This is a genomic window from Leptospira kmetyi serovar Malaysia str. Bejo-Iso9 (assembly GCF_000243735.2).
Taxonomy (GTDB): Bacteria; Spirochaetota; Leptospiria; order Leptospirales; family Leptospiraceae; genus Leptospira; species Leptospira kmetyi.
Genome location: NZ_AHMP02000003.1, coordinates 1,423,724 through 1,446,332, shown reverse-complemented (window position 1 = coordinate 1,446,332; position 22,609 = coordinate 1,423,724). Strand labels below are relative to the sequence as shown.

Here is a 22,609-nt window from a genome sequence, read left to right as displayed (position 1 = left end):
AGACATGAGAAGGTTCATGAATTCGTTCAAAATTACAGCGGCCCTGACTACGATTCTCGGAGGAGCGATTCTTCTGGGGCTGGTTAACGGACAAAACATCATCAAAAGCAAACGCGGAATCGACACCGCGACCGGGATCGACGTAAGCGGAATGGAACTCAGATCCATCACCGTGGAATCCTGGGATAACCCGGCGGCTTCCGCGGCTTACGGTTGGGAAGTATCCACCGATAAGGATACGCAACAACCGCAAAACGGACAACAGCAATATCAACCGACCGCGCAAAACGCGCAGTCTTTGAGAGAAGTGAAGTTGATTTCCGGTAAACCCGGAGACATCAAGAACGTGGACGCGGGAACCGCGAAAGTTCTCGGCGTTAAGTTTCAGTTCACTTTTCCGGGAGACAATGCGGTAACGATTCGTCCTCCGAGAGTTCCGGAATACGAAGTGCTTCGTACAAAATCGTACTTGGATTCGAACAACCAAAGAAAGATCTCCAAAATTTACGGAGTGGAATTTCCGGGTGTGAGTAAGGCGATTTCGGTTTGGGTCTGCGGAAGAGGAAACGAATACAACCTCGAAGGTTGGATCGAAGACTGGAAAGGCGACACTCATATTCTTCAGTTCGGATCTCTCGACTTTATCGGATGGAGACCTCTTACGGTTGGAATTCCTCAAGGAGTTCCTCAGGACGTAAATTCTTATCCGCAAGTGAAGACGATCGTTTTCAAACAGTTTAAGATTCGTTCCCGTCCCGATACGAGCGGTGAAACCGTGTATCTTTTCTTCGACGAGTTAAGAGTTCTTTCGGACGTGTTCGAAGTTCACTTCGACGGAGCGTCCATCGACTTCGACGACGAAGACTGTAAGAGCAAACACAAACTCGACAAGATGCTCAAGACCAAAGTCGACAAAGAATGCGGCGGCGGTGGAGCGGCAGGTAAATAAGATTTCTTCATCAACGGGATGTTCTAAATCCCGTTTATTCTCTCTCGGTGAGGCCGAAAAAACGGTTTTACCGGGAAATCCCCCTCTCTCTAAATTCTGGTTTACGGATAAGCCAACTCGGCTATAATTGATAAATACAGGGCTGTCAGAGAGGAATTTAACCCCAAAGTCCCAATTTTCATCAAGCCGAGACTCAATCGGTGGAGTATCCTATGTCTAACGAAATATCAGCAACTACGGAATCCAGACCGGCCAGCGATCTGGATAAGCTGACATCTCTTTTCAACGAAGAAATCTATGTTCGCACGGACGCGAACTCAATTCCCGCATCCAAGTTTAAGATTTTTGACGACCTCATCGAATTTTATAAATCGGCCGGAAAAATAGACGAAGCCAAACAAAAAATAGAAGAATATCTCGGCGAGCACGAAGACAGTATCTCCGCACGTTATTTACTCGGAATTCTTTCCCTCGAAAGAGGAGAGATCAGCGATTCCGGTCTTTTAAAAAACCTATTAGAATCTTTTAAAGTAGCGGGGAAGTGGGCGATCATCGAACACATCACCGATCAGATCCTGAAATACGGGGATCAAAGACTCGCGTTGAAGTACAAGGCCGAGGCTCTTGAAAAGTTAAAGAAGAATAAGGAACTCAAAGTTGTTCTCGAAAAACTCGCCAAACACGACCGCAAAAACCCCGAGATCCTCAAAAAATACGCACTCTCCATATTAGAAGAAAACAAAGAACGCGCGATCACTTATCTCAAACAGGCGATCGAAACTTTCGCAAAAACGAAAGACTACGTTCAACTCGAAGAGATCTGGCCGATCATCGTAAGCAACAACCACGAGGACCTTCAATTCTTTGAAAGAATCGAAAGAATCATGTTGGGTCATCGCGAAAGAACGAGACTTGTCGGTTATCTTTATCCGATCGTAGAACCTTACAAACAACTCGAAGACTGGGACAAGGTCATTTATCTTTTAAAGAAGATTCTCGAGCACGAGGCTTCTTCCAACAAAGCAAGAAACGAACTCATCCGTGCGTATAAAGCGAAGTATGCGAATCATTCCCTTCTTGAGGATTTTCTCAAGATGTCCGAGATCGGAAACAACAGAAAGCCGATCAAGGTTTGTATCGCGAACTTCGAAAGAAACATCGTGTTCGACACGAACAACTACGTTCTTCACAGAAACTGGGGCGTGGGAAAGATCACTTCGATTTCGCCTAACGGAGATTCCATCTTCGTAGACTTTAAGGATAAGAAAGATCATAAACTTTCGATCCAAATGGCGATCACCAGCTTAAAACCTTTGAAAAAAGATCATATCTGGGTGAAGTTCTACGAAAACAAGGAAGAGATCGTGGATCTTTTCAAGAACAACATTCCCGACTTCTTCAAGGAATTGCTGACTTCTTTCGACAACAGAATGTTGACCGCCGATATCAAATCCGAAGTTTCCGGAAAATTCCTTCCTTTGGCGGAATGGTCCAAGTGGTGGAATAAGGCGAAGAACGTTATCAAAAAAGAACCGAACATCGGTTTTGATCCGAAGAAAAAAGACGAACTCGTTTACCGCGAAAAAGCGATCTCCTTGTCGGAAGAATTATCCGAGAAGTTCACGCACCAGACGGACGCGAACAAAAAGCTCGATATCGCAATGGAAGCCTTGGACAACCGCGAAGACGCGGAAGGTGCGATCGAAGCATTCAATCATTTTTATTACGAAGAAGAGGAAGCGGCGGATCCGGTTCGTAAGCTGGTGGCTTTCTTGTATTTGCAAGCCGCGTCGGAAGAACTCGGAGACGAAGAAATTCCGAGACATTTGACCGAACAAAAAATCGCCGATCTGATCAAGTCCTTACCGGTAAGCACGTTATCCGAAATTTCTACGAAGATCGGAAACGTGGAAATCAAAAAAGGTTACGTGAATCTGGTCCGCAAACACGCGCATAACCCGGAAGAAGTTTTGACCGGAATTCTTTTCGAAGTTCCGATCAAAGTGAACAAATACGTATTCTCCATTTTGGAAGAGGAAGGGAAGTTCGATCTTCTCAATTCGTTTATCAAATCCGCGGGCGCGAGGGCTAAAGAAGCTCCCGAAGTTTTCATCTGGGTTGCGAAATCCATTCTTACCAAAACTTGGGAAGGAGAATGGCTCGTATCCTCCAAACCGGAAGAACGTCTCGAGCTCATTCTGAAAGTGTTTCGTTTGTTCAAACCTCTCGCTAAGATCGAAGACAAAGGAACCAAGCTCAAAAATGCGTCCAAGGAAATTCTCCACGGAAACGACGACGAGGTTTTACGCGAAGCGATCAACGCCGGAGATTCCGAATACATCCGCAAGTTATACGCTCTTTATAAGGAAGTTCCATACTTTACGGATCTTGAAAAGGAACGTTTGTATGCATTGATCGTCGAGTTGAAACCCGACATCGCTTGGGAGGAAGACGAAGACGAGGATGAAGAGGACGACGATATTCTCAACCGTATTCCGGAAGGTGCGATTCTCGTCACAAGACGCGCCCTCAACCGTAAAAAGGAAGAATTCGAACATTTACTCAACGTGGAAATGCCGGAGAACTCCAAGGATATCGGAGAGGCCCAGGAAAGAGGGGACTTGCGGGAGAACGCGGAATACAAGGCCGCGATGGAAAAACAAGTTCAGCTTCAAGCCGCGATCAAAAGACTCGAAGCGGAAATCAAAAGCGCGATCATCTTGGATCTTACCAACGTCAAAACGGACAAGATCAACATCGGCGTTACCGCGAAACTCAAGAACGAATCCACCGGAGAAGTTGTCGCTTACTCCATTCTCGGAGCTTGGGACGCGGACACCGAAAGACATATCATCAGCTACCAATCTCCTTTGGCAAAATCCCTTCTCGGCAAGAAGACTGGGGATTCCGCGGTATTGAACCTTACCGGCGCGGAAACGCGTTATACGGTTCTTGAAATCGGAAGATTCTCGCTTCAGAGCCAGGAAGACTAAGAATCACATTCGAATATTAGAATGTGCTAAAATCCCGGATTCCGGTTTGGAATTCGGGATTTTTTTTTGTCCTGAGTTGTCCTGACGTTCGCGTACGCGCCCGTCGTCGATCTTCGGCCTTGTCGCCATAACATTTACGCGGACTTGGTTTTATACGCTTCCGCTTCCCGTTCCGCGGTGAGCAAAGCCACTTCGACCGGTAGAATATGCCGTTGCATGTAAGTAAGAAGTTCTTCCGCGTTGAGTTTTTGAATCATCGTTTCCGGAATTCGATTCCAACATTGGTCGAATACCGATCTCACGTTCAATCCCTTCGTTTTGAGTTCTCCAACTTGATCGCAGAGAAAGCGGATTCTCACTCGATCTCTTTTGATTATATTTGCCATTTTTCTCTCCTTTACTTGCGAATCTTCCGACAATCTCGCTCCTTTTCAACGAAGCCGAATCGATCCTTCGAGGCTCATGTTTGAACCTCGTTTCCCGTTCCTTTCAAAACAGTTTATTTCCGACCCCGGACAAAAACTCCGTGTTCGAAAAATTTTTAGACGTTTTCTTTTGAAAAAAGTTTTCGGGAGAATTTCAAGTCTATTTTTCCGTTCACTCGGTCCCTGAAAATAGATTCAAAATTATGAATATAGATCGGCGCTTGACAAAATTCGATCCCGTTCTTTCGTTTGGCCTATGATTGAAATCAAAAAGAATACGGACCAAACCCGCCCTCAAAGCGAAGGTTCGTCGAAGAAGGTTGTCGGATTTTCCCAGGAAGGTTCTTTGTTGAAAAATTCCGCTTCTAAGAATTCGGTTCGGAATTTGCCCGCGTCGACGTCGAACTACGATCCCGCGATTCCAAAGGATTCAAGAGATACGATGACTCCGAAAGAAGTCGCGGCCTTGTTGAAACGCTCGGTTCGCAGAGTGGGAGATTATCGTAGAGAAGGATTGCTCGGAAAATTTTGGAAGCTCCGAGACGGAAGCGTTTTGTATTCCCGAATCGGCGTCGAAGAATTTTTTAGATCTCATTTTGTGGAATCGGACGATTCGTGCGAGTGATCGTGCGATTCTTTCGAAGAAACGGTCGGATATAAGATTTTAGTTTCGGTTCCTGCCTTTTATTTTAGACGAAGAGCGTTTGTTCGGATTCGAATTTATACGCTCAGTTTCCGTTTTGGCTCCGTTGGAAACCTCTCTGCATCGATTTAGTATTTAAGAATTTTAGAATGTTCTAATCCGATTGATTTCCGTGGCTTTTGAAGGTTTTTGTGGGCCGCGTACGGACCTTTCTTCGTTTCCGTTTTTGTCCATCCGAATTTGACCCGATCAATTCTACCGACAAACCAATCCTCAACCAAAAATGCCTTGTGTTTTGCAGGGAACAAAACCCGCGTTCTCCATTCTTCCCTGAACCTCGTTTCGTTTTCACATTGGGACCGAGTGGAAATTCCGGTCTATCCCGTTCGTTGGCGACGTAGATTTCCTCCGACTTGTGTCGTAAACTCGGCGCATCGGTTTCAAGGAGACGAATCGGAAACATGAATTTCGAAGATATAGAATCGGCGATGAACAAAATGATTACGGAGATCTTTAAGCCGGATCCCCCGATTCCTTTCGTTCTCGCGGATCAAACGAGTTTGCCCACTACGTTTCCGTACGGAACTTATAAAATCGTTCAGTTGAATCAGGATTCTTCCGCAAACGCATCGCGTAAAATTCAGGCGATCGATTCCGCGACTTTTAAGGAAACGTCCAGGATCAATCAAGCGGTTTCGCTTAACGTAATATTCTTACACGACAGTTCGATCGCGACTTGTTGGGAGCTCTCCGAAAAGTCGATGGATTGGTTCGATTCCAAAGAAGGAATGATCGAATGCGAGAAGTTCGGAATCACTCCGGTTCTCGTTTCTCCGAACATTCAGGACAAAACCGTTTTAACCGAAAGCGCGACGTATCTTTACAAGGCGAGTTTCGACATCGTATTCAAATTAAGAAAGTATAATGAAAAACAAGGCGAATCGACCGCGAGCGCACCAACGGTTGAATATCAGGAGGAAGCATGAGCGCACAAACAGTCTCTAAAATAGAGCCGATCAGTATCAATCTATTTCTTAGAAATACTCCGGTTTCTCAAATGGGATTCGGGTTACCTTTGATTCTCGGAATCAAAGCGCCAACCTATTCTTTACAAGTATCCAGCGGTCCGAGCGGACTGATCTGGAAATCGGCCACTTCGGGGACCGTGTTTATCCAAGTTAAATACGTCGTCGCAGGGAACAATACGGCTTTGACCGTGGTTCGTTCGGGAACCGGAACCGAAATCGATCCTTACGTAATTTCGGTTAACGTTGCGACGGATGCGGGCGGTCTTGCTACCTCCACGGCGCATCAGATCAAACTCGCCGCGGAGGCCGTTTCCAATATCGCGGGAGCCACTAAGATCGTAAACGTAATCGAGACTGCAAGCGCCGGAAGCGGAATCGTTGTCGCATTCGCTCAAGCTCCTCTTGCTTACGAAAGATATATGGAGATTTCCTCCGCGGACGATCTTTTGGAGTTGGGTTTTGTTTCTTCGGATAAGGAATATCTGCAAGCAACGAAAATCTTCAGACAAACTCCAAGACCGAAAACCGTCGCGGTATTTCTTCTAACTTCTTGGGCGAACGCTTCCGTGGAAATCGCGGCTTTGAGAAATTCGGGAAAGGACGCTTGGTTCAAAACGATCGCGACCACTCATACGAAGTCCGAAATACAGGCGTTAGGCGACTATCTCGCTTCCATCGAGAAGATGTTCTTCGCTTGCACGGACGATGCAACCGTTCTTACCGGAAGAAATTCCATCTGGGAATTCTTTACGCTTCATAAAAATCCGGATTCATTTCCGGAAGCGGCGTGGGTCGGAAATTCCGCTCCTCGAAGAGTGGGTTCGTATAACTACGCTTATCTGCCTCTCGACGGAGTGGAGAATTCCGGTTACACGAATTCTCAAACAAGTTCCATCTTTGCGGACAACGGAAATCTGATCGTGGACTTCGGCGGGAAACAGGTTCCTTATCCCGGTATTTCAACCGGAAACGTTTATGCGGATGTGGTAGAGAATCGTTCCTGGTTGAAGGCGCGATTGAATGAGAACATCACGAGTCTTTTTCTGAACTCAGACGTCGTTCCTTATACGATTCAAGGAATTCAGATGATCGAAGCGAGAATGCGCGAAGTTTTTTCTCAAGCGGGCGTTCAAGGAATCATCGCACCCGTTGAAAACGAATCCGACAAAGTCCGTTCCGATCTGGGAGATTATCAGTATAAGATCGATCTTCCCGAAACGATAGACGAAATTCCGACCAACGATCGCAACAATCGGATTCTTCCCAACATCACTTTCTCGTGCCGCTTGAGAGGAGCGATCAACGAAGTCGACATCGACGGCGAATTAACCTAAGGAGCAATCAAGAATGAACGGTATTTGGGATCCAAAGAAATTAAACGTGAACTGCAACGGACGAGACGTGTCCGGCATGAGCCAAGCGGACGGGTTCTTTAAAATCGAACCCGTAACGAAAGAGTATATTCTCTCTCAAGTGGGAATTAAAGGGGATTGGAACATCTCCGAAGTATATGACGGAAGAGTAAAGTTGACTCTGACTCTTATGGGTGATTCTCCCGAGAACCAATACTTCTTCGCATTGGGAGAAGGAAGACTTCCCTGTGTGTTTACGATCAAGGATAAGAGCGACGGCGGAATGTTGGGTTTCTCCGCACAAGGAAGAGTTTGGGAAAGACCGAACATCGAAAAGGGAAAAGAATACAAGGACATGGTCTGGGTGTTTCTTCTTCCCGATTACAAAGGAGTGATAACCGCATGATGACGGATAACGTTTCGAAAGACTCGGTTCAACCGGAAAGGGTTTTCGTTAAAAAGGAATCGCTGGAATCGGAAGTTTCCGTTTTTCCATCGGAACCGATTTTGGAGACGATCGACGACGACGCGAAGGTCGCACAGATTCATTTCGTGGACGGACGCAGATATAAACTTCAACATCCGGGAAATCGTAAGGCTCTCCGTTGGAGACAAGAGTCGATCTCTTTGACCGAAGGACTCAATCAGGATAAACTGATGGACAAATTCTTCAAGTTCTGCGTCAGACCGATGGGTCATTCCTTCGAGCCTACGTTAGACATCATTGAGCCGAATCACGTGGAGGTCTGGCTGAATGTAGCGAATCGATTTCTTAAGTGGGAGTTGGAATAAACGATTCCCGGATCTGAGATACAACCCTTCCGCGGAAGAATGGATGAAGTGGATTGATGAAGAGATCGATCGTGAACTTTTCTTCTGGAAACCTTTCATCCTCGGTGCGGCGCAGTTTACGAGCAAGGAGCTCGAGGACGCGCCCACCGTTCTTTATATGAAAATATTGGAAGTGGTGGATCGCAGGAAAAAAAGAGAAGCGGAAGAAAAAGCGGAAGAACTGAAGTTTCTGGCGAAACTGATTCACGGTTCGGGTTTTTAGTCTCCGATAAAAAAGGATTGGAATAGGAAAGAATATGGCCGAGCGGGACGTAAACGTTAAGATAAAAATTTCTGTGGATCCGAAGGATTCCTTCGCCCTAATTGAGAAGGACGTAAAAAAACTAAAGGATCAAGTATTAGCTTTTTCTGATGCGATGACTTTGGTTTCTCAAAGAGGAGTCAAATCTTGGAAGGCATTGAAGGATTCCGTTTCGAGTTTTGCGAGTAAGAAATCCGAATTATCGACTTTTACGGAACAGACAAAAAAACTCGACTCGAGCCTGAGCGGTCTTTCTTCCAAATTGAAAGGAATGGCGAAATTGTCGAATCCGTTTTCGGAGATGGCAAGGTCCGCCGATGACGCCGGAAAAAAAGTCAAGGCTTTGGACTCGGGGTTGGCTACGAATGCCGCAAAGACTTCCCGTCTGAGCGGCGCTTTTTCAAACCTAAGCACGGTCGCTACGTTCGCTTTTCAACAGGTTATAGTTCCATCTTTTAAATCCGGAATCGAATTGGATAAACAAAGATCGATCTTAAAGAATCTGGCGGGAGACGGATATTCCAAACTTCAAACCGCGATCAATAACACGATTAAAACTTCCAAAGGACTTCATACACAAGCGGAACTTACAAAAATCGCGGATGATGCGATTCGATCGGGACAATCGATCGATTTTATCACGAAGAATCTTTCCGGTCTCCAAATGGCAAGTAAGCTGACCGGGAATGAACTGTCTTCGTCTATGAAGCAGGCTTTTGACGCGATCGAATCGGGTAATAACGAATTCTTAAAAAATAGCGGATCTCTTTTTTCCTCTTACTCCAAAGATTTCGAGAAGATCAACCGTTCCGGAATGTCCGAAGCGGACAAAAGAATCGCAAGGGAAGAGCTGATTTTTCAAGCGATCAATAAGAATAAAACATTACAAAATTCTTATGCAGAGGATATGAAAACAGCGTCTTCGATCTTGGAACGATTCGACGGAGGAATGAGCCGTTTATCGGAAAATATGGGAACGAAAATGGTGGAATCGATGAAACCTCTCTTCGATATGTTCTCGGATTTAATCGATTACTTTACCACGGGAGAAGATGCGTCCGAAAGACTACAAACGACCATGATCCTTTTGGGAAGCGTTGTCGTGGGAGTGTTCGGTGCGCTTGCGGTCGCCGCTTGGAGCGCAGTGGCTCCTCTCATTCCGTTTATCGCAGCGGGTGTCGCGATCGGGTTGGTTATCGGCGGGATCATTCTAATATTCAAAAACTTTAATAGAATACTGGAGGCCGTAAAAAACGGATTCATGAGTCTCGTAAGTTCGTTTCAGAATTCCAAGATCGGATCCTTGTTCGGTCTTTTGAAAGCGTCGGGAGCTCCGCCCGCTGAGACCGGAAACGTCACCAATGTGAACGACGCTCTGATTACAAAACACGGCGAGATCGTCAAATTTCACCCGGACGATAACGTCGTAGCCGTAAAGGACTTGGGAACTTTAGGAAATTCTAAAAAGAATCGAGGCGGATCCAATCCTATATCAATAAATATCGCCAATTTAGTGTTAGGTTCTGCGAGCACGAAAGACGACGCGAAAGCATTCGCGTCTTATTTGGAAAAAGAACTGGATAAAATCGCGTTAAAGATCGGGATCGCATCCGGTCTTACGCCGGAAGGAGCATAATCATGGGAATGATAACGGGACGAGATACGATCGCGCTTACGGACGGCGATGTTGAGATCGAGATGAACGTTTCCTTCGATTTGCAATATACGTATCCGGCGGAAATTACGAAACACACGGTCGAAAAGGAAAAAGGAAAAACGATGCTGACGGACCATGTGATTCCGGGAAACAGAGGAATCACGTTAAGCGCTCTTTTATCTTCCTCGTTCGGAGTTTTGACCCTATCAAACAAAACGGTCGATGAAAAATTGGAAACGTTGATCGCTTGGCAGACGAGCGGAACCCTTCTTACGTTATTGGGTTACGGGACCGGCGGAATTATCAGCCGTGTTTTATCGATGTTGCCTTCTATCTTTCGTTACGTTGAACCGGACGATCCCGATAAACGATACTTGGGAAGGTCGGTGGACGAGATTCCGAATCTTCTTCTCGGAGACATTTCCTTTTCCGAATCCAAGGACACGGGAGACGACATTCCGATTTCGATTTCCATTTTTCCGATTTTGATCGCGGAAGCGAAGACGAGAGAATTGAAGAGCGTGAAATCGGGCGGAAAAAAACCGACTAAAGAAGTTTCCAAATCGGAAGAGCCCGTAAAATAATAAGGTTAGAATTTTAGTATATGCCAATATTCAAATATTTACCCGTAGATCCAAACGTATTTCCGATCCGCAACACTTACGAGATCGGTTCCAAAGATTACGAATTCGAATTCGCGTACAACGAAGTGGGGGATTTTATCACGGTTCTCGTAAGAGATCAGGACGGAAACGATTTGTTTTCTTCCCGTCTTGTGTATGGAGTTCCTTTTAATCATGTAGTCGTGGACGAGTTTCCGATTTCAATTCTTCTCAAACCCTTGGATCTCGAAGATCTTTACAGGGAAGAATATAAAGACATCCCCGTGAATCGGGGCACGTTGGGTTCCACCGTACAAATTTATATGGAGGACGTGTTATGACCGGAAATCCGAAATTATTCGGAAGAGTCGCTTCTCTGGAGATTCTTCCCAAAACGGGAAGCGGAAAAGAATTCACGTATCCTCCTTTCGACATCGAGTTTGAAACCGAGATCGGTCCGATGAATTTGACCACGGTGACCTTATACAACGTAAACCAAGATACGATGAACTTGATCGAGGGTAAGTCGAAAGGTGGCGGATTGCAATATCCGAGCGCGTTTTTAAACGCGGGTTATAAGGACGAGAACGGTCTGGTCGTGAGCGGAGAAGTGATTCGTCCTAAGATGACACAAGACGGAACGAATCGGATTCTGGAATTTCAGATCAGCGCAAACGCGGGCGCATGGTCGAGTTTTTATATTATGAAAACGTATAGTAAACTTCCTGCGATGACCGTGATTCTCGATATTCTGGATCGAGGCGATCTCAAGCCGGGAAGAATCAACATCGCCGATAATAAGATCATAAATTTCAGCGCCAATACTTCGTTAGGCGATTGTATCCGTCGCTTTTGTTCTTTGACCAAAACGCAATATTGGTTTCAAGACGGTCTTCTTCACATTGATTCTTTACAACCTCAGAAAAAACCGAGCGCGATTTTTTTGGACGATTCTTCCGGTTTGATCGGAACTCCGGAAAAAGAACAGACCACTTGGAAAATCAAAAGCCTGTTTCGACATAAATTCAAAAAGAATGTGATCGTCTCCGTAAAAGGAGGAGGTCTCGACGCGGATTGTAGGATCGTAAAAGGGAAACATTTTTTTTCCACGCTTAAATCCGAATGTTATTCCGAATTGGAGGTGTTGCCTTTATGAGTCTCGATGAAATGATTCTCGCCGCGATGCAAAAATCGCTTTCTAGGGTTCAAGTAGGTTTGCCCGGAATCATAGATTCCTTCAATCCGAACGAGATGACGGCTAACGTTAAAATTCCGTTTAAACAAAAGGACGGAGCGGGTGAGGAAAAATCCTTTCCGATTCTTTCCAACGTAAGGGTGGGAACCTTGTGGGCCGGCGATTTTTATATCAAACCCGATTACAAACGAGGGGACAAGGTTTGGATTTCCTTTTCCACGCACGATATTTCGGATGCGGTTCGCGGCGTAAGTTCGGTCGTTTCCGATTCCTTATTCGATCTTCAAAGCGCTTGCATCGTGAGCGGCTTTAAAGGAGAGACCGAGGCCCCGGCGACTACGGCGGGTCAATCCGGTTTAATCATCGGAAATAAAGAAGGTAAATCGCTCATTCAGTTGGAGGACGATCGTATCAAAATTCAAGGCGGCATAGCGGATCTTTCCGAATACGCGGTGTTAGGTGAAACGTTGGCCGATTTGATCAAAGCGATTTTGGACGTTTTTATAAACAACGCCGGAGCGTTTACTACGAACACCACTCTCGGCGCTCCCGCAGGTCTCGGAGCTTCGGTCGTAAATCAACTCACTATGAGAAAGGCGGAAGTGGATCAAATTCTTTCGAACAAGGTGAAGATAGGATGAAAGGAATCAAAATTGAAAACGGGGACGTCGTCCGTTTCCGAGGAAAGCCGGTAATATTGGAAAACGCCGAATATTATTCGCAAAGAATCAAACACGCGATTCGTCTTTCTTTGGGCGAATCCGTTTACGAACCGCTCGTAGGTTTGGATTGGTTCACGGTTTTTTCGACGAAAATTCCAAGAGAGCGAGTGTTGGTCGAGATTCGAAAAATTCTCATCAAAGATCCGGAAACCGTTTCGGTAAACAATATCGAAATCGTGGAATCGAACGATTCCGAAAGAAGAATTCATATTCAATTTTCTGCAAATACTATTTTCGGAACCGTAACGGAGGAGGTTTGATTATGGCCGGTGTGACTGAACAGGGATTTATTCGTAAGACAAGAGACGAAATTCTTTCCGATCTCGAGGAAAAATATAAAACGAGTTTGGGACAGGACATCGATCTTTCTATCTTGAGCGAGGACGGAATGAGAATGAGAATTCTCGCGGACGAGTTGGATTCCATCCATCAACTCGCGGAATCCGTTTTTTATTCCAACTTCGCGCATACCGCGACCGGCGCTTCTTTGGATCGGGTTTTGAATCCTTTAGGGAGCGAACGCCAACCCGCAAAACGATCCATTGTCGCATTAAAATTTTTGGGAGTGAACGGTTCCTTCGTCGACGTGGGAACGATCTGTCAAACCGGAAGCGGCCTTCAATTCATCACGATTCAATCCGGTGTGATTGCCGGAGGATTCGTGATTTTAAACGCGCAAGCCCTGAGTCTCGAATACGGAATCAACGGAGATGTTGCGGCTAACGCGATCACTACGATCAATACCGCGATCGCCGGTGTGGATTCCGTTACGAACCCGGAACCCGCGAGAGGAGGAAGATCGATCGAAACCGACGTCGAGTATTTGAATCGATTCTTAAATGAAGGAATCAACGGAGGTTCTTCCGCAGCGAACGTACAAGGTGTTTTGAATCAGATAGAATCCGTTTTAACCGCGATCGTTTACGAAAACAATACCGACTTTGTCGATGTGGACGGTAGACCTCCGCATTCGATGGAAGCGGTGATCGAAGGAGGAACCCCCGAAGAAATCGGCGAAACTCTTTTGAGAAACTGGCCCGGAGGAATCGAATCTTTCGGCTCTCAAAACGCGACCGTTCTCGATACGAAGGGCGTCGCAAGAACGTATCACTTCAATCGTCCTGCCGACGTTCTCGTTTTCGTAAAGATCGATATCGTTCGAGATTTAGCTCTTTGGGTTCCGGGTTCGGAAACGATCGTTAAAACGAATTGTATCAAAGTAGTCGGCGGCGTCGACACGATCGGCGCGACTTCCACCGCTTTCAAAGGAGACGGAACCGGTGCAGACGTATTCTCTTGGAAGTTGATCGCGTCTCAGAGCGGACTCAGCGAATACGATTCCGTTAAAGTTTTAGGAATTAAATCCATGACTGCAAAGGTCGGTTTATCTTCTCCCGCGACTTTGGACGAACTTTCGATCAACAGTCGTCAAAGAGCGAAGCTGATCACGGCGAATATTCAGGTGAACCTCATATGACCGAATTGAATGAAGTTCTTCAAAAGTATCCTTCTTCCCTTTTTACGAGAGAGGAAGATTCTCAAATCGGAAAAAAATGGAAAGCCGATCTTGAATTGTTAAACGAAGCGCGTAACGTGCTCGAATCCTCCAAGGGAGTGACCGACTTCAGAACTCAGAGCGGTGCCATTCTGGATCTGATCGGTAAAAATCTAAAACAACCCAGAGACGGGATGGATGATTTTCGTTATAGGGTTTTTCTTTCGATCGCAAGACAAAAAAGAAAGTCGAAAGGCGATATTCATTCCATGAACGAGATCGGCTCGCAAATCCTCGCGGGAACGGGAACGTTATATGAAATCAAAGAACTTTGCTACGGCGGTGAGCCGATGCTCTTGGACGCAATGCTTACTTTAAACGGAGAATATCCTCTCTCCGGAAGCACGAAACGTCCTGCAACGATCGAAGTCATTTTTTCCGGTTCGGTCGATTCGGTTGTGGTCGCCCCGGAGTTTAACAAAGCGATGGCGCAAATTCGAGCGGGTGGAGTGAAAGCGATCATTCGGTATCGATTTGAAATGTCCACGTTAGGCGGAAGACTTTACAACTCGGCTCGGCGCTCATCTGCGTTAGACCAAACATGGACAATGAACGGTGTCACAATGCTTTCGATTCCAAACGTAAAAATTTTACCGAGCCAGATTGCGTTCGGGATCGGCGGTTTGAGCGCTGGAACGCCGAGAATTCCTCAAGCAGACGATATCGGATTGCAAAACGAAGTTTTGAGAAAGTCGATTGAAATTCAAAACAATTCGGATGGTTCGAGAGTTTTTAAAACGTCGATCAAACAAGCAGAGGCTATCGGAGCGGGAATCAACGAACTCGGGTTATTTGATCGAGATGGGAACTTGGTCTTTTTGAAAACATTTCCTTCTAAGCCTAAGGACAATTTGATCGTTTATGACTTTGCGATTCACGAAGAGTTTGTATAAGGTCTGAGTTATATGCAGGACTTGTTCTTTTTGTATGTTTATCCTTTTCTGTTAACGTGACTGACGTAAGAATGCATCAGATCTTCGAGTTGATTCGTAAATACATATGAAATTTAGAATATTATATAAAAATTAAAGGAGTCAATATGGCAATATTCAATCCGTCAAAAACCATTACCTGGAGTAGGACTACTCCCGCCGATGGGGATTTGATCGATGACGAAGTCGATCGTCTCTATTCGAACGATCAATATTTAAAAGATAGAATCGATCAAACCGATTCGAATCTTACAACGGCTCGGATTCCTCTGGGCGGAATCGTAGAGGATAATTTGGATCAATGTTCTTCCGCTTTGTTTAAAGAAGCAAATGCGCAAGCAATTTCGCGTACGAGTTTTTCAGCGCTTTGGAATTTGATTCATAAAACGATCACGAGCATGACGCCGGCGACGGATCGAGTTAACGTCACGGCGCACGGTTGTGTCGAAGGTCAGTTGGTCAAGTTTGCTTTTACGGGTGGTGGAGTTACGGCGCTTACAAAATATTACGTCCGTAATCCGACCACAAACGATTTTCAAATTTCTACCACCGCTAGCGGAACTATCGTGGATCTTACCGCTTCGCAGACGGGGGATATGATTACAAATGTGGAATATGGTTTTGGAGATGGTTCAACGACATATAATGTTCCCGATCGAAGAGGTATTTTTGCAAGAGGGGCTGGTCAACACGGAAATAGGGCGAAAGCATTGGGCGGAAATTATGATGGTGGTGCAACCGGATTCGAGGGACAGGACCAGTTTCAAAGATTTTTGATATCTACCAAGCAAATTTTGAATGATTCCTTTAATTCCGGAACCTATGGCTATAATGCAATTTGGCTTGGAGGTTATGAAGATCTTACGCCTAAAAATGATCCGGCGGGAGGAGCCGTTCGTCTTGGAACTGAAACGACTCCGGCATATATTGCGGTAAAATACAAAGTAAGAGTGGCATAATCAAAATGGTCTCTGCACGAAAACGGATGAGGAGGTATTAAAGTGGCAGTATTTAACGCAACGAAAACGAGAACATGGACGAAGAATACACCCGCAGACGGAGATATGATGGACGATGAATTTGATCGTCAATATGAAAGTCTCCAGTATTTGAAAGACCGCATCGATGCTACTGATAATAATCTTTTAAACTTTCTGATACCGATCGGAAGTATTGTAGAGGATAACTTGAACATTGCTCCTTCTTCCAACTTCAAAGATGCGAATGCTCAAGCGATTTCAAGAACTACGTATTCTGCACTTTGGGATCTCGTTCGTAAAGCCGTTACCGGAATCGTTCCTGCTACGGATCGAATCAATTCGACGAACCACGGATGTATCGAAGGTCAGCTTGTAAAGTTTTCCTTTACGGGAGGTGGAATTACGGCTCTTACAAAATACTATGTTCGGAACCCAACCGCAAATGACTTCCAGATTTCTGCGACTTCTTCCGGTTCGATCATCGATCTCACTTCTTCACAAACGGGTGATATGATTACAAATGTTGAATATGGTTTCGGGGACGGTTCGACGACCTATAATGTTCCCGATCGTAGAGGGGTTTTTACGAGAGGGGCCGGTGTGCATGGGACGAGGGCAAAAGCTGTTAACGGCAATTACAATGCTGGTGCGATTGGATTCGAAGGGCAGGATCAAGGTCAAGGGCATATTCATGGAACTTTGGGATCATATTTAAGAATGACTCCTGGAACAGCCATGATGGATGGAAACACTTTCGGGGTGTCAACCGCATTAGGAAATCCCGCTTCGGATGGAATTAACGGAGCGCCCCGAACCGGCGACGAAACAACTCCCGCCTACATTGCAGTAAGATATAAAGTGAGGGTAGCATAATGAATTATATCATCGATAAAGAATCGAAATCGGTGGTTTGGATCAACACGGATCCGAACCAATTGGAAGGTACGTCCGCTTGGTCTCAGTTCGATGCAAACGTGCATCAGATCGCCTATGCGGTTCATTACAATCCGAAAATCGGAGAACAATTTAAAGCGAACTTAGAGAATGGGATCGCGAAGGATTTCGAAAATCGGAAGGTCTATCACAAGATTACCGGTGCTGAAAGACTTTTACAAAGTTGGGAAGATGAAATCGATCTTGAAACGGAAACATATGTTGAACCACTAAAGGATCAAAGCGGAAATCGTCTAGCGTATCAAAAATATACCGGTTCAGCTTGGATTGTGGACGAGAATTTAAAGAAAGAATCTTTGCTTTTGCAGAATAAGCAAATCTTTCGTTCTAAGTTGGAATATTATAGAGGAACGGTGGATTTCTCGGGAGCGGTTTGGGATTCTGGAAAACAATATCTTGAGAATATTCAGAAAACATTAACTCTTTATTCTAAAGACAAAATCGAAGGTCTCCCGGATTGGAGGGATGCGAACAACACGTTTCATATATTGAGTTCGGAAGATTTAGCCGACCTGGCGGAACGGATCGAATTGGATCTTTTCCGAGTAGGCCAAGTTCTATACGCGAAAAAATGGGATGTGGAAGAAAAAATTCGATCTTTGAAGGAAAACGAAGTTCTGGATTTGGTTTCTCTTTGGAGTTGAGTTTTTTGTTTCGCTTGAAATAAATTTAAAAATGAAAATTCTGCAAGCCTTAGGTCAAAAGGAACTCTTAGATCTAAGGCTTGGTCCGATTCCAATTCTAACAATGATTGATGCAGGAAATCGGACGGGTTGTTTGGAAAAGCTCAATGATGTTTTTTATAAAAATCGAAATGTTCAATCAAATGTATGCTATTGAATATTTCGAAAATTCTTTACTGCACTCAATTCAAAAAATTCTTTCCCGGCGGAACGCGTGTCATGGACGCGCTGTCTCCAGCAAAACTTTCTCCATCAAGTTCTTTTGAGTCCAGGGGATAAAGTGATTCTCTTCGTCCAACGCGATCGGTAAAAGTTGCGACTTCGGAAGTTGATTTTGAAAAAAGTCCAAATTCTGAAACGGCACGAGAGAATCTTCTTTACCGTGAATGAGAATCGTTTTGCAGGAAATATTTTTCCAAAAAGGTTCCAAGGAAAAAAGCTGAGATTTGAGCGGAAGCATTTCGTCGTTGCTGTTTCGAATTTCCTGAGGTAAAAGCTTTTTTACCCAGTTCCAATCGGCAATCTTGTTATACCACTGGAGTTCTTCTGCGTGGGAACTCAAAGGCGCCGCCAATAAAACCAACGTATGAATTTTGTTTTCGGGAATCGAAGCGATCCTTGCGGCGATCGGACCTCCATAAGAATGACCGACTAACGTGATCCTTTGATTTTCGATCTTTGGGATCGAATTCGAAAATTTTTGAATCGCATCGCTTAAAAGAACCGATTGTTTTTCGACGTCCGCGACCGCTTCGTTCGGATCGGATTTTCCGAATCCGGGTCTGTCCAAAGAAAGAATACAGAATTTGTCCGTAAGTTTTTTGTTCTCCAGATACCAGGCGTAGTTTTGCCAGCCCCCCGGAGATCCGTGTATGAATATTAGAATATTCTCTTTTTTTGATTCGCAACCGCTTGCAACTGCATAGATTCTTTTTCCTTTTGTTTCCAGAAAAAGTTCCTTATATTCGGCGCCGGATTCCTTCAACTGAGCGAGGCTTTCTTCCGGCTTTTTCTTGAGATCCTCGGGAACACGGCAGGATATTCCGTTTAAAAAGAATAAAACTAATGAGAAATAGAAAAAGGAACGATTTCGGACCATGACAAGATTTCTGTTAAAATATTCCTAAACCGGAAATTCTCCCCTTTGAATTTGCGCGTAAAATCGAAGAAAGGTTTGATTCGGCTTCGACTCGTCTTCGGGATCGTGTAAACCTTCGCGGATTTTTTTGACGAGATACATATCGATCTCGCCCTTGTTCTTCGCTTTAATTTTTCCTCTGTGTTCGCAGACAAAAAAGTCCTTTATCTTTTCGTACGTTTCGCTGGAGACATTGACTTCGCCGGGAACTCCCGAACTTTCCATTCTACTCGCCGTGTTGACCGAATCTCCCCAAATATCATACGCGAATTTTTCAGTTCCCACAACCCCGGCCACAACGGAACCGGTGTGAATTCCGAGCCGAAGTTCCCAGTAAGGTTGATTGAGGTCTTCTCTTTCGCGTTTTTTTTGATGCATGAATTTTTGAAATTCAAGTCCGCATAACACCGCGTCGACGCAATGCGTTTTGTTCGTAAGAGGAAGTCCGCCGGCGGCCATATAAGCGTCTCCGATCGTTTTGATCTTTTCCATGTTGTGTCTTTTTGTGATGGAATCGAACTCCCTAAAAAAAAAATCGAGTTCGCTTAACAATTTTTCGGGCGTCATCGTTTCCGCGATCTGTGTGAATCCGGCCATGTCCGTAAAAAGAACCGTGACGCTTTCATACCGAATCGGAACTACGGAATCGTTTCTTTTTAATTCCTCTGCGACCGTTTCGGGGAGAATGTTGAGAAGCAACGAGTCCGATTTTTTTCTTTCTATGTTCAGGTTTCTTGTGAGAATAAAGATCAAAAGTCCCGTTAAAATCTGAACGAACAGATAGTTTCCGCCCGCGTCTATGTATCTTTCCGTTTCGTTCGGATACGTCTTTACGAATCCTCGATTGAAATATTCGGTTCCGTATAAGAACGCGGTCGCGGTCGCGTATATCAAATAAACGATCCACACGTTATGGTCTCTCAGCAGAATCGTAGCGATGACGAGCGCGGGTATGAAGTAATAATGATTCCCGCCGATCGATCCTCCGTTGAAGAACCACATCGAAGAAAGATAAAGAAGAATGGTGAGATTGAAAGGCCAAAAGAGAGAATAATATATGTTTTTGATTCTGGATAAGAAATACATTCCCATCAAAAGAGTTCCTGAAACGAAATTCAGGAGAAAGATGACCATAAAATTCTCGAGATAAAAGGAAGAGAAAGCCCCGATAATGTTCAAGACTCCGTTTACGAAAGCGATCGTATTGAACAATCTATGTTCCAAAGAATTCTTTTTAGGATCGCCAAAAATAAAATATACGATCTTAAGAATGGAATGAGTCATCGTCTTCACCTTCTAACGGTTTTTTGTATTTGTAGTTTACGGTTTTTGAATGAATTTCAAGTCGATTTTAAGCCGCGTTTCCTACCGGACGTTTTAATCGGATCTAGGATTCACCTTTCTATCTCCGACATAAAAACGGAGCAGGGTCCTAATGATTTCAACCAAACTCGTTTTGGGAATTCCGCGTTTGCGATTTTCGGAACCGATTTTGAACAAAAGTTTCCATTGTTCAAAAAGAATCGAATACATTTTCCAAATCGAAAAACTCGGATCGTATAAATTCGTGGATTCGGATGTGATTCCGTTCAATTCTACGATTCCGAATTCTTTCCCTTTTTTGAACGTTTCTTCGGAACGATATCGTACATCGTATCTTCCGAAATAAAAACCCGAAAACGTTTTCGAGATCTGGTCTATTTTTTCGGTCAATTCATCCGTGATCAAACGGGTTCCGTCCGTAAAAAGAGTTCCTTGACAATGATTTCCGGCTTCGGCCAATCTTCTTTTTTCTCCGCGGTTTAACACCGTATTCCATTCTCTTTTGTGTCTTTCGTAAAAAACTTTCCATTGATATCGAAAGCGAGCGTGTTTGAGAATCAATTCCCCCAAAGAATCGTTTCCGTTTCCTTCCAAAATCGGAAACGTCTTTTGTGTGATCGAAAAGATTTTTCCCTTGTTTTCTCCGGGAAAACGATAGTAAAAAATTCCGGCTTCCTCCGGGCCCGCGTGGTATTCCTGCGCGATCAAGTCCACGTTCGTCGAGCGAAGACATTCCAAAACCTCGGAATCGTTTTTTACGAGTTTTAATCCGGCCCCTCTTTGACCCGCGTCCGGTTTGAGTATATAAGGATATTTGAATTTACTTCGGGAAGTTTTCAGTTTCAAAATTTCGAATTCTTTTTTCGTATCTTCGAGTCCTCTGGATACTTTCAGAAATTTTAATACGTGTTCCGAGTTTAGATTTTTTAAGATTTGATCCTTGGATTCTCCCACGAGGCCGCCTAAGGGAATTCCCGGATTGGCGGCGCAGATCGTTCCGAATCCTCTGTAACGGATCGTTAGATAGACGATATAAGGAACCAAAGGCGCGTAAAACAGCCAAGCCGGCCAGAACTCGGGTCGCATTAATTTTTTTAGTTCGATTCTCCCGAAGAAAAAAGTTTTCTTCGAAAGATCCGATTTAGGCTTCGCGAACGCAGATTTTTTTCTGGAACTGAAGAGTCGATAACGCGACTCCAAATTCTTCCGGTAGAGAAACATTCGTTAAAAAACACTCCGCATAAAGTTTGATGATCGCCATGTGATGAATCGTATGATCTTGGACGTATAAGAATTCCCGTTTTAGATTGCTCAAGGTTTTTCCTTCCAGTCCGGTATTCGGATCCACAAGATAAACGAGTTCTATGATTTTATTTTCTTCGATTCTTTCCAGTTTTCCGAGCAGTTCGAAAATCTTATCTCTCGCGGCGAGAGGCGAGGTTTCGTATAAAGGATTTCTTTTTCTTCGATCGTAGGAAACGCTCGATGTTTCGATTCCGTCCGTGAGATTCTCCAATACTTCGATGCAGTGGCGCACGTGTTTGCCGATGCTCGATCCTTTTACTTGAGTGATCTCTTTTGAATATTCGTTTTCTTCGATGAAAGATAGGAGATCCGCGAGTTGGTTGAACGTGTGTTGAATATTTTTGTATTGTACTGGTAACATCGCAGAGTTCTTCGGAAGAAAACTTTCGAGGTTACAAGGAGATTATTTTTTTCCCCGATTTGCAATCAATTAAACCGGAAATTTTAAAAGAAAGACAGAGCCGAGGCCCTGTCCGTTTAAATTTTCGAGTGGGGTTAATAAAGACTGAAACGAACCGGTATGAGAACTTTTACCGTGATCGCTTTTCCTTCCAAGATGGAAGGCGAATATCTTTTTTTGTAGAAGGCTTCGATCGCGGATTCTTCCAATCCGAATCCGAGCGCCTTTCCTACGGATCTGACTCTTAAAACTTCTCCCGTATCGGCGATTACGATTTCAAGAGTGGTCGTTCCCGAAATACCCGCGGCTTTCGCTTCGCTCGTAAATACGGGGATGACGTTCGGCGTCAAATCGACGGGAGCGGTCGCTCCGGAGATTACCGCGTCTTGCGCGCCTGCGATTCTCGGATCTTCCTTCTTCTTTAACGTATCCGTTAATTCGAAGTCGCCGTCTTCGGGCGCTCCTTCCGCGGGTTCTTGGATCGAAAGGTTGTCTATGAACGCCACTTCTTCCACGAGTTTTTCCAGTCGATTGAATTCGATCGAAGGTGTGTACCAAAAAAGAAGAATCAGTATTTGTATAACGAAAGAAAGTCCGATCCATGATTCGTACGGATATCTTTCGATAAATCGTCTGAGTTTTGTTTTGAGTTTATTTTGAGTCCCGGTATTCAATGCCAG

25 protein-coding genes are annotated in these 22,609 nt (G+C 44.7%); 19 read left to right on the top strand and 6 right to left on the bottom strand.

What is annotated here, in order from left to right:
• The first annotated feature begins 4 nt into the window (after positions 1-4).
• Both flaA1 and greA read left to right on the top strand, forming a co-directional pair.
• A complete protein-coding gene (flaA1, locus tag LEP1GSC052_RS09100) occupies positions 5-949 on the top strand; it encodes a flagellar filament outer layer protein FlaA1 (RefSeq protein WP_020986382.1) in 945 nt (314 codons plus the stop codon).
• Positions 950-1,161: 212 nt separating this feature from the next.
• Positions 1,162-3,942 carry a transcription elongation factor GreA gene (greA, locus tag LEP1GSC052_RS09095; protein WP_010575490.1) on the top strand — a complete coding sequence of 927 codons (2,781 nt, stop codon included), beginning with the start codon at positions 1,162-1,164 and terminating at the stop codon, positions 3,940-3,942.
• A gap of 134 nt (positions 3,943-4,076) precedes the next feature.
• Here greA and LEP1GSC052_RS09090 read toward each other — a convergent pair whose 3' ends face one another.
• Complete coding sequence (locus tag LEP1GSC052_RS09090) at positions 4,077-4,328, bottom strand: hypothetical protein (RefSeq protein WP_020985616.1); 252 nt, start codon at positions 4,326-4,328, stop codon at positions 4,077-4,079.
• A gap of 295 nt (positions 4,329-4,623) precedes the next feature.
• Between LEP1GSC052_RS09090 and LEP1GSC052_RS09080 the strand changes: the two genes are divergently transcribed.
• The 17 genes from LEP1GSC052_RS09080 (at position 4,624) to LEP1GSC052_RS08995 (ending at position 17,724) form a co-directional block, all read left to right on the top strand.
• Positions 4,624-4,992: a helix-turn-helix domain-containing protein gene (locus LEP1GSC052_RS09080; RefSeq protein WP_010575488.1), complete on the top strand. Its 369-nt coding sequence runs from the start codon at positions 4,624-4,626 to the stop codon at positions 4,990-4,992.
• Positions 4,993-5,471: 479 nt separating this feature from the next.
• Positions 5,472-5,996, top strand: a complete 525-nt coding sequence (locus LEP1GSC052_RS09070) for a phage neck terminator protein (RefSeq protein WP_010575486.1) — start codon at positions 5,472-5,474, stop codon at positions 5,994-5,996.
• The gene (locus LEP1GSC052_RS09065) at positions 5,993-7,372 is read left to right on the top strand and encodes a DUF3383 family protein (protein WP_010575485.1); all 1,380 of its coding nucleotides are present in this window, start codon (positions 5,993-5,995) and stop codon (positions 7,370-7,372) included. The genes LEP1GSC052_RS09070 and LEP1GSC052_RS09065 overlap by 4 nt, the downstream gene beginning before the upstream one ends.
• Positions 7,373-7,385: 13 nt before the next feature.
• Positions 7,386-7,796 carry a phage structural protein gene (locus LEP1GSC052_RS09060; protein ID WP_010575484.1) on the top strand — a complete coding sequence of 137 codons (411 nt, stop codon included), beginning with the start codon at positions 7,386-7,388 and terminating at the stop codon, positions 7,794-7,796.
• Positions 7,796-8,182 carry an LIC_12613 family protein gene (locus LEP1GSC052_RS09055; protein ID WP_010575483.1) on the top strand — a complete coding sequence of 129 codons (387 nt, stop codon included), beginning with the start codon at positions 7,796-7,798 and terminating at the stop codon, positions 8,180-8,182. Before LEP1GSC052_RS09060 ends, LEP1GSC052_RS09055 begins: the two co-directional genes overlap by 1 nt.
• Before the next feature lie 43 nt (positions 8,183-8,225).
• Positions 8,226-8,444 carry a hypothetical protein gene (locus LEP1GSC052_RS09050; RefSeq protein WP_010575482.1) on the top strand — a complete coding sequence of 73 codons (219 nt, stop codon included), beginning with the start codon at positions 8,226-8,228 and terminating at the stop codon, positions 8,442-8,444.
• A 34-nt stretch (positions 8,445-8,478) separates the two neighbouring features.
• Positions 8,479-10,119 (top strand): LIC12611 family phage tail protein, encoded by a 1,641-nt coding sequence (locus LEP1GSC052_RS09045; protein WP_010575481.1) that lies wholly within the window; start codon positions 8,479-8,481, stop codon positions 10,117-10,119.
• A gap of 2 nt (positions 10,120-10,121) precedes the next feature.
• On the top strand, positions 10,122-10,724 hold the full coding sequence (locus LEP1GSC052_RS09040; protein WP_010575480.1) for a phage baseplate protein: 603 nt from the start codon (positions 10,122-10,124) through the stop codon (positions 10,722-10,724).
• Positions 10,725-10,744: 20 nt separating this feature from the next.
• Positions 10,745-11,083: a phage baseplate plug family protein gene (locus LEP1GSC052_RS09035; RefSeq protein ID WP_010575479.1), complete on the top strand. Its 339-nt coding sequence runs from the start codon at positions 10,745-10,747 to the stop codon at positions 11,081-11,083.
• On the top strand, positions 11,080-11,898 hold the full coding sequence (locus tag LEP1GSC052_RS09030; RefSeq protein ID WP_020985843.1) for a phage protein: 819 nt from the start codon (positions 11,080-11,082) through the stop codon (positions 11,896-11,898). The genes LEP1GSC052_RS09035 and LEP1GSC052_RS09030 overlap by 4 nt, the downstream gene beginning before the upstream one ends.
• Positions 11,895-12,578 carry a Gp138 family membrane-puncturing spike protein gene (locus LEP1GSC052_RS09025; protein WP_010575477.1) on the top strand — a complete coding sequence of 228 codons (684 nt, stop codon included), beginning with the start codon at positions 11,895-11,897 and terminating at the stop codon, positions 12,576-12,578. Before LEP1GSC052_RS09030 ends, LEP1GSC052_RS09025 begins: the two co-directional genes overlap by 4 nt.
• On the top strand, positions 12,575-12,919 hold the full coding sequence (locus LEP1GSC052_RS09020) for a DUF2634 domain-containing protein (protein ID WP_010575476.1): 345 nt from the start codon (positions 12,575-12,577) through the stop codon (positions 12,917-12,919). Before LEP1GSC052_RS09025 ends, LEP1GSC052_RS09020 begins: the two co-directional genes overlap by 4 nt.
• Before the next feature lie 2 nt (positions 12,920-12,921).
• The gene (locus LEP1GSC052_RS09015; protein WP_010575475.1) at positions 12,922-14,136 is read left to right on the top strand and encodes a baseplate J/gp47 family protein; all 1,215 of its coding nucleotides are present in this window, start codon (positions 12,922-12,924) and stop codon (positions 14,134-14,136) included.
• Positions 14,133-15,107, top strand: coding sequence for a hypothetical protein (locus LEP1GSC052_RS09010; protein ID WP_020986620.1), 975 nt, complete (start codon positions 14,133-14,135; stop codon positions 15,105-15,107). The genes LEP1GSC052_RS09015 and LEP1GSC052_RS09010 overlap by 4 nt, the downstream gene beginning before the upstream one ends.
• Positions 15,108-15,253: 146 nt before the next feature.
• A complete protein-coding gene (locus LEP1GSC052_RS09005) occupies positions 15,254-16,105 on the top strand; it encodes a hypothetical protein (protein ID WP_020985766.1) in 852 nt (283 codons plus the stop codon).
• Positions 16,106-16,147: 42 nt separating this feature from the next.
• The gene (locus LEP1GSC052_RS09000) at positions 16,148-16,999 is read left to right on the top strand and encodes a hypothetical protein (RefSeq protein ID WP_010575473.1); all 852 of its coding nucleotides are present in this window, start codon (positions 16,148-16,150) and stop codon (positions 16,997-16,999) included.
• Positions 16,999-17,724: a DUF4376 domain-containing protein gene (locus LEP1GSC052_RS08995; RefSeq protein WP_010575472.1), complete on the top strand. Its 726-nt coding sequence runs from the start codon at positions 16,999-17,001 to the stop codon at positions 17,722-17,724. The genes LEP1GSC052_RS09000 and LEP1GSC052_RS08995 overlap by 1 nt, the downstream gene beginning before the upstream one ends.
• Before the next feature lie 256 nt (positions 17,725-17,980).
• Here the strand turns inward: LEP1GSC052_RS08995 and LEP1GSC052_RS08990 are convergent, their stop codons facing one another.
• The 5 genes from LEP1GSC052_RS08990 to LEP1GSC052_RS08970 all read right to left on the bottom strand — a co-directional run bounded on the left by LEP1GSC052_RS08990 (position 17,981) and on the right by LEP1GSC052_RS08970 (position 22,603).
• Positions 17,981-18,862 (bottom strand): alpha/beta fold hydrolase, encoded by an 882-nt coding sequence (locus LEP1GSC052_RS08990; protein WP_010575471.1) that lies wholly within the window; start codon positions 18,860-18,862, stop codon positions 17,981-17,983.
• A 24-nt stretch (positions 18,863-18,886) separates the two neighbouring features.
• On the bottom strand, positions 18,887-20,185 hold the full coding sequence (locus LEP1GSC052_RS08985; RefSeq protein WP_020985987.1) for an adenylate/guanylate cyclase domain-containing protein: 1,299 nt from the start codon (positions 20,183-20,185) through the stop codon (positions 18,887-18,889).
• Positions 20,186-20,278: 93 nt separating this feature from the next.
• Complete coding sequence (locus tag LEP1GSC052_RS08980) at positions 20,279-21,310, bottom strand: hypothetical protein (RefSeq protein ID WP_020986338.1); 1,032 nt, start codon at positions 21,308-21,310, stop codon at positions 20,279-20,281.
• A 55-nt stretch (positions 21,311-21,365) separates the two neighbouring features.
• Positions 21,366-21,890: a hypothetical protein gene (locus LEP1GSC052_RS08975; RefSeq protein WP_010575469.1), complete on the bottom strand. Its 525-nt coding sequence runs from the start codon at positions 21,888-21,890 to the stop codon at positions 21,366-21,368.
• Between the two features lie 134 nt (positions 21,891-22,024).
• Entirely contained in the window at positions 22,025-22,603 is a 579-nt protein-coding gene (locus LEP1GSC052_RS08970; RefSeq protein WP_010575468.1) for an energy transducer TonB, read from the bottom strand.
• Between the last annotated feature and the right edge of the window lie 6 nt (positions 22,604-22,609).

What these genes read in the sequence shown, in the direction of transcription:
- LEP1GSC052_RS09080 (WP_010575488.1), top strand. Translation starts at nt 4,624, where the DNA reads ATGATTGAAATCAAAAAGAATACGGACCAAACCCGCCCTCAAAGCGAA.
- LEP1GSC052_RS09060 (WP_010575484.1), top strand. Translation starts at nt 7,386, where the DNA reads ATGAACGGTATTTGGGATCCAAAGAAATTAAACGTGAACTGCAACGGA.
- LEP1GSC052_RS08985 (WP_020985987.1), bottom strand. Translation starts at nt 20,185, where the DNA reads ATGACTCATTCCATTCTTAAGATCGTATATTTTATTTTTGGCGATCCT.
- LEP1GSC052_RS08990 (WP_010575471.1), bottom strand. Translation starts at nt 18,862, where the DNA reads ATGGTCCGAAATCGTTCCTTTTTCTATTTCTCATTAGTTTTATTCTTT.
- LEP1GSC052_RS09035 (WP_010575479.1), top strand. Translation starts at nt 10,745, where the DNA reads ATGCCAATATTCAAATATTTACCCGTAGATCCAAACGTATTTCCGATC.
- LEP1GSC052_RS08980 (WP_020986338.1), bottom strand. Translation starts at nt 21,310, where the DNA reads ATGCGACCCGAGTTCTGGCCGGCTTGGCTGTTTTACGCGCCTTTGGTT.
- LEP1GSC052_RS09010 (WP_020986620.1), top strand. Translation starts at nt 14,133, where the DNA reads ATGACCGAATTGAATGAAGTTCTTCAAAAGTATCCTTCTTCCCTTTTT.
- LEP1GSC052_RS09030 (WP_020985843.1), top strand. Translation starts at nt 11,080, where the DNA reads ATGACCGGAAATCCGAAATTATTCGGAAGAGTCGCTTCTCTGGAGATT.
- greA (WP_010575490.1), top strand. Translation starts at nt 1,162, where the DNA reads ATGTCTAACGAAATATCAGCAACTACGGAATCCAGACCGGCCAGCGAT.
- LEP1GSC052_RS09045 (WP_010575481.1), top strand. Translation starts at nt 8,479, where the DNA reads ATGGCCGAGCGGGACGTAAACGTTAAGATAAAAATTTCTGTGGATCCG.
- LEP1GSC052_RS09070 (WP_010575486.1), top strand. Translation starts at nt 5,472, where the DNA reads ATGAATTTCGAAGATATAGAATCGGCGATGAACAAAATGATTACGGAG.
- LEP1GSC052_RS09020 (WP_010575476.1), top strand. Translation starts at nt 12,575, where the DNA reads ATGAAAGGAATCAAAATTGAAAACGGGGACGTCGTCCGTTTCCGAGGA.
- LEP1GSC052_RS08975 (WP_010575469.1), bottom strand. Translation starts at nt 21,890, where the DNA reads ATGTTACCAGTACAATACAAAAATATTCAACACACGTTCAACCAACTC.
- flaA1 (WP_020986382.1), top strand. Translation starts at nt 5, where the DNA reads ATGAGAAGGTTCATGAATTCGTTCAAAATTACAGCGGCCCTGACTACG.
- LEP1GSC052_RS09015 (WP_010575475.1), top strand. Translation starts at nt 12,922, where the DNA reads ATGGCCGGTGTGACTGAACAGGGATTTATTCGTAAGACAAGAGACGAA.
- LEP1GSC052_RS09055 (WP_010575483.1), top strand. Translation starts at nt 7,796, where the DNA reads ATGACGGATAACGTTTCGAAAGACTCGGTTCAACCGGAAAGGGTTTTC.
- LEP1GSC052_RS09005 (WP_020985766.1), top strand. Translation starts at nt 15,254, where the DNA reads ATGGCAATATTCAATCCGTCAAAAACCATTACCTGGAGTAGGACTACT.
- LEP1GSC052_RS09025 (WP_010575477.1), top strand. Translation starts at nt 11,895, where the DNA reads ATGAGTCTCGATGAAATGATTCTCGCCGCGATGCAAAAATCGCTTTCT.
- LEP1GSC052_RS09040 (WP_010575480.1), top strand. Translation starts at nt 10,122, where the DNA reads ATGGGAATGATAACGGGACGAGATACGATCGCGCTTACGGACGGCGAT.
- LEP1GSC052_RS09090 (WP_020985616.1), bottom strand. Translation starts at nt 4,328, where the DNA reads ATGGCAAATATAATCAAAAGAGATCGAGTGAGAATCCGCTTTCTCTGC.
- LEP1GSC052_RS09050 (WP_010575482.1), top strand. Translation starts at nt 8,226, where the DNA reads ATGAAGTGGATTGATGAAGAGATCGATCGTGAACTTTTCTTCTGGAAA.
- LEP1GSC052_RS09065 (WP_010575485.1), top strand. Translation starts at nt 5,993, where the DNA reads ATGAGCGCACAAACAGTCTCTAAAATAGAGCCGATCAGTATCAATCTA.
- LEP1GSC052_RS08995 (WP_010575472.1), top strand. Translation starts at nt 16,999, where the DNA reads ATGAATTATATCATCGATAAAGAATCGAAATCGGTGGTTTGGATCAAC.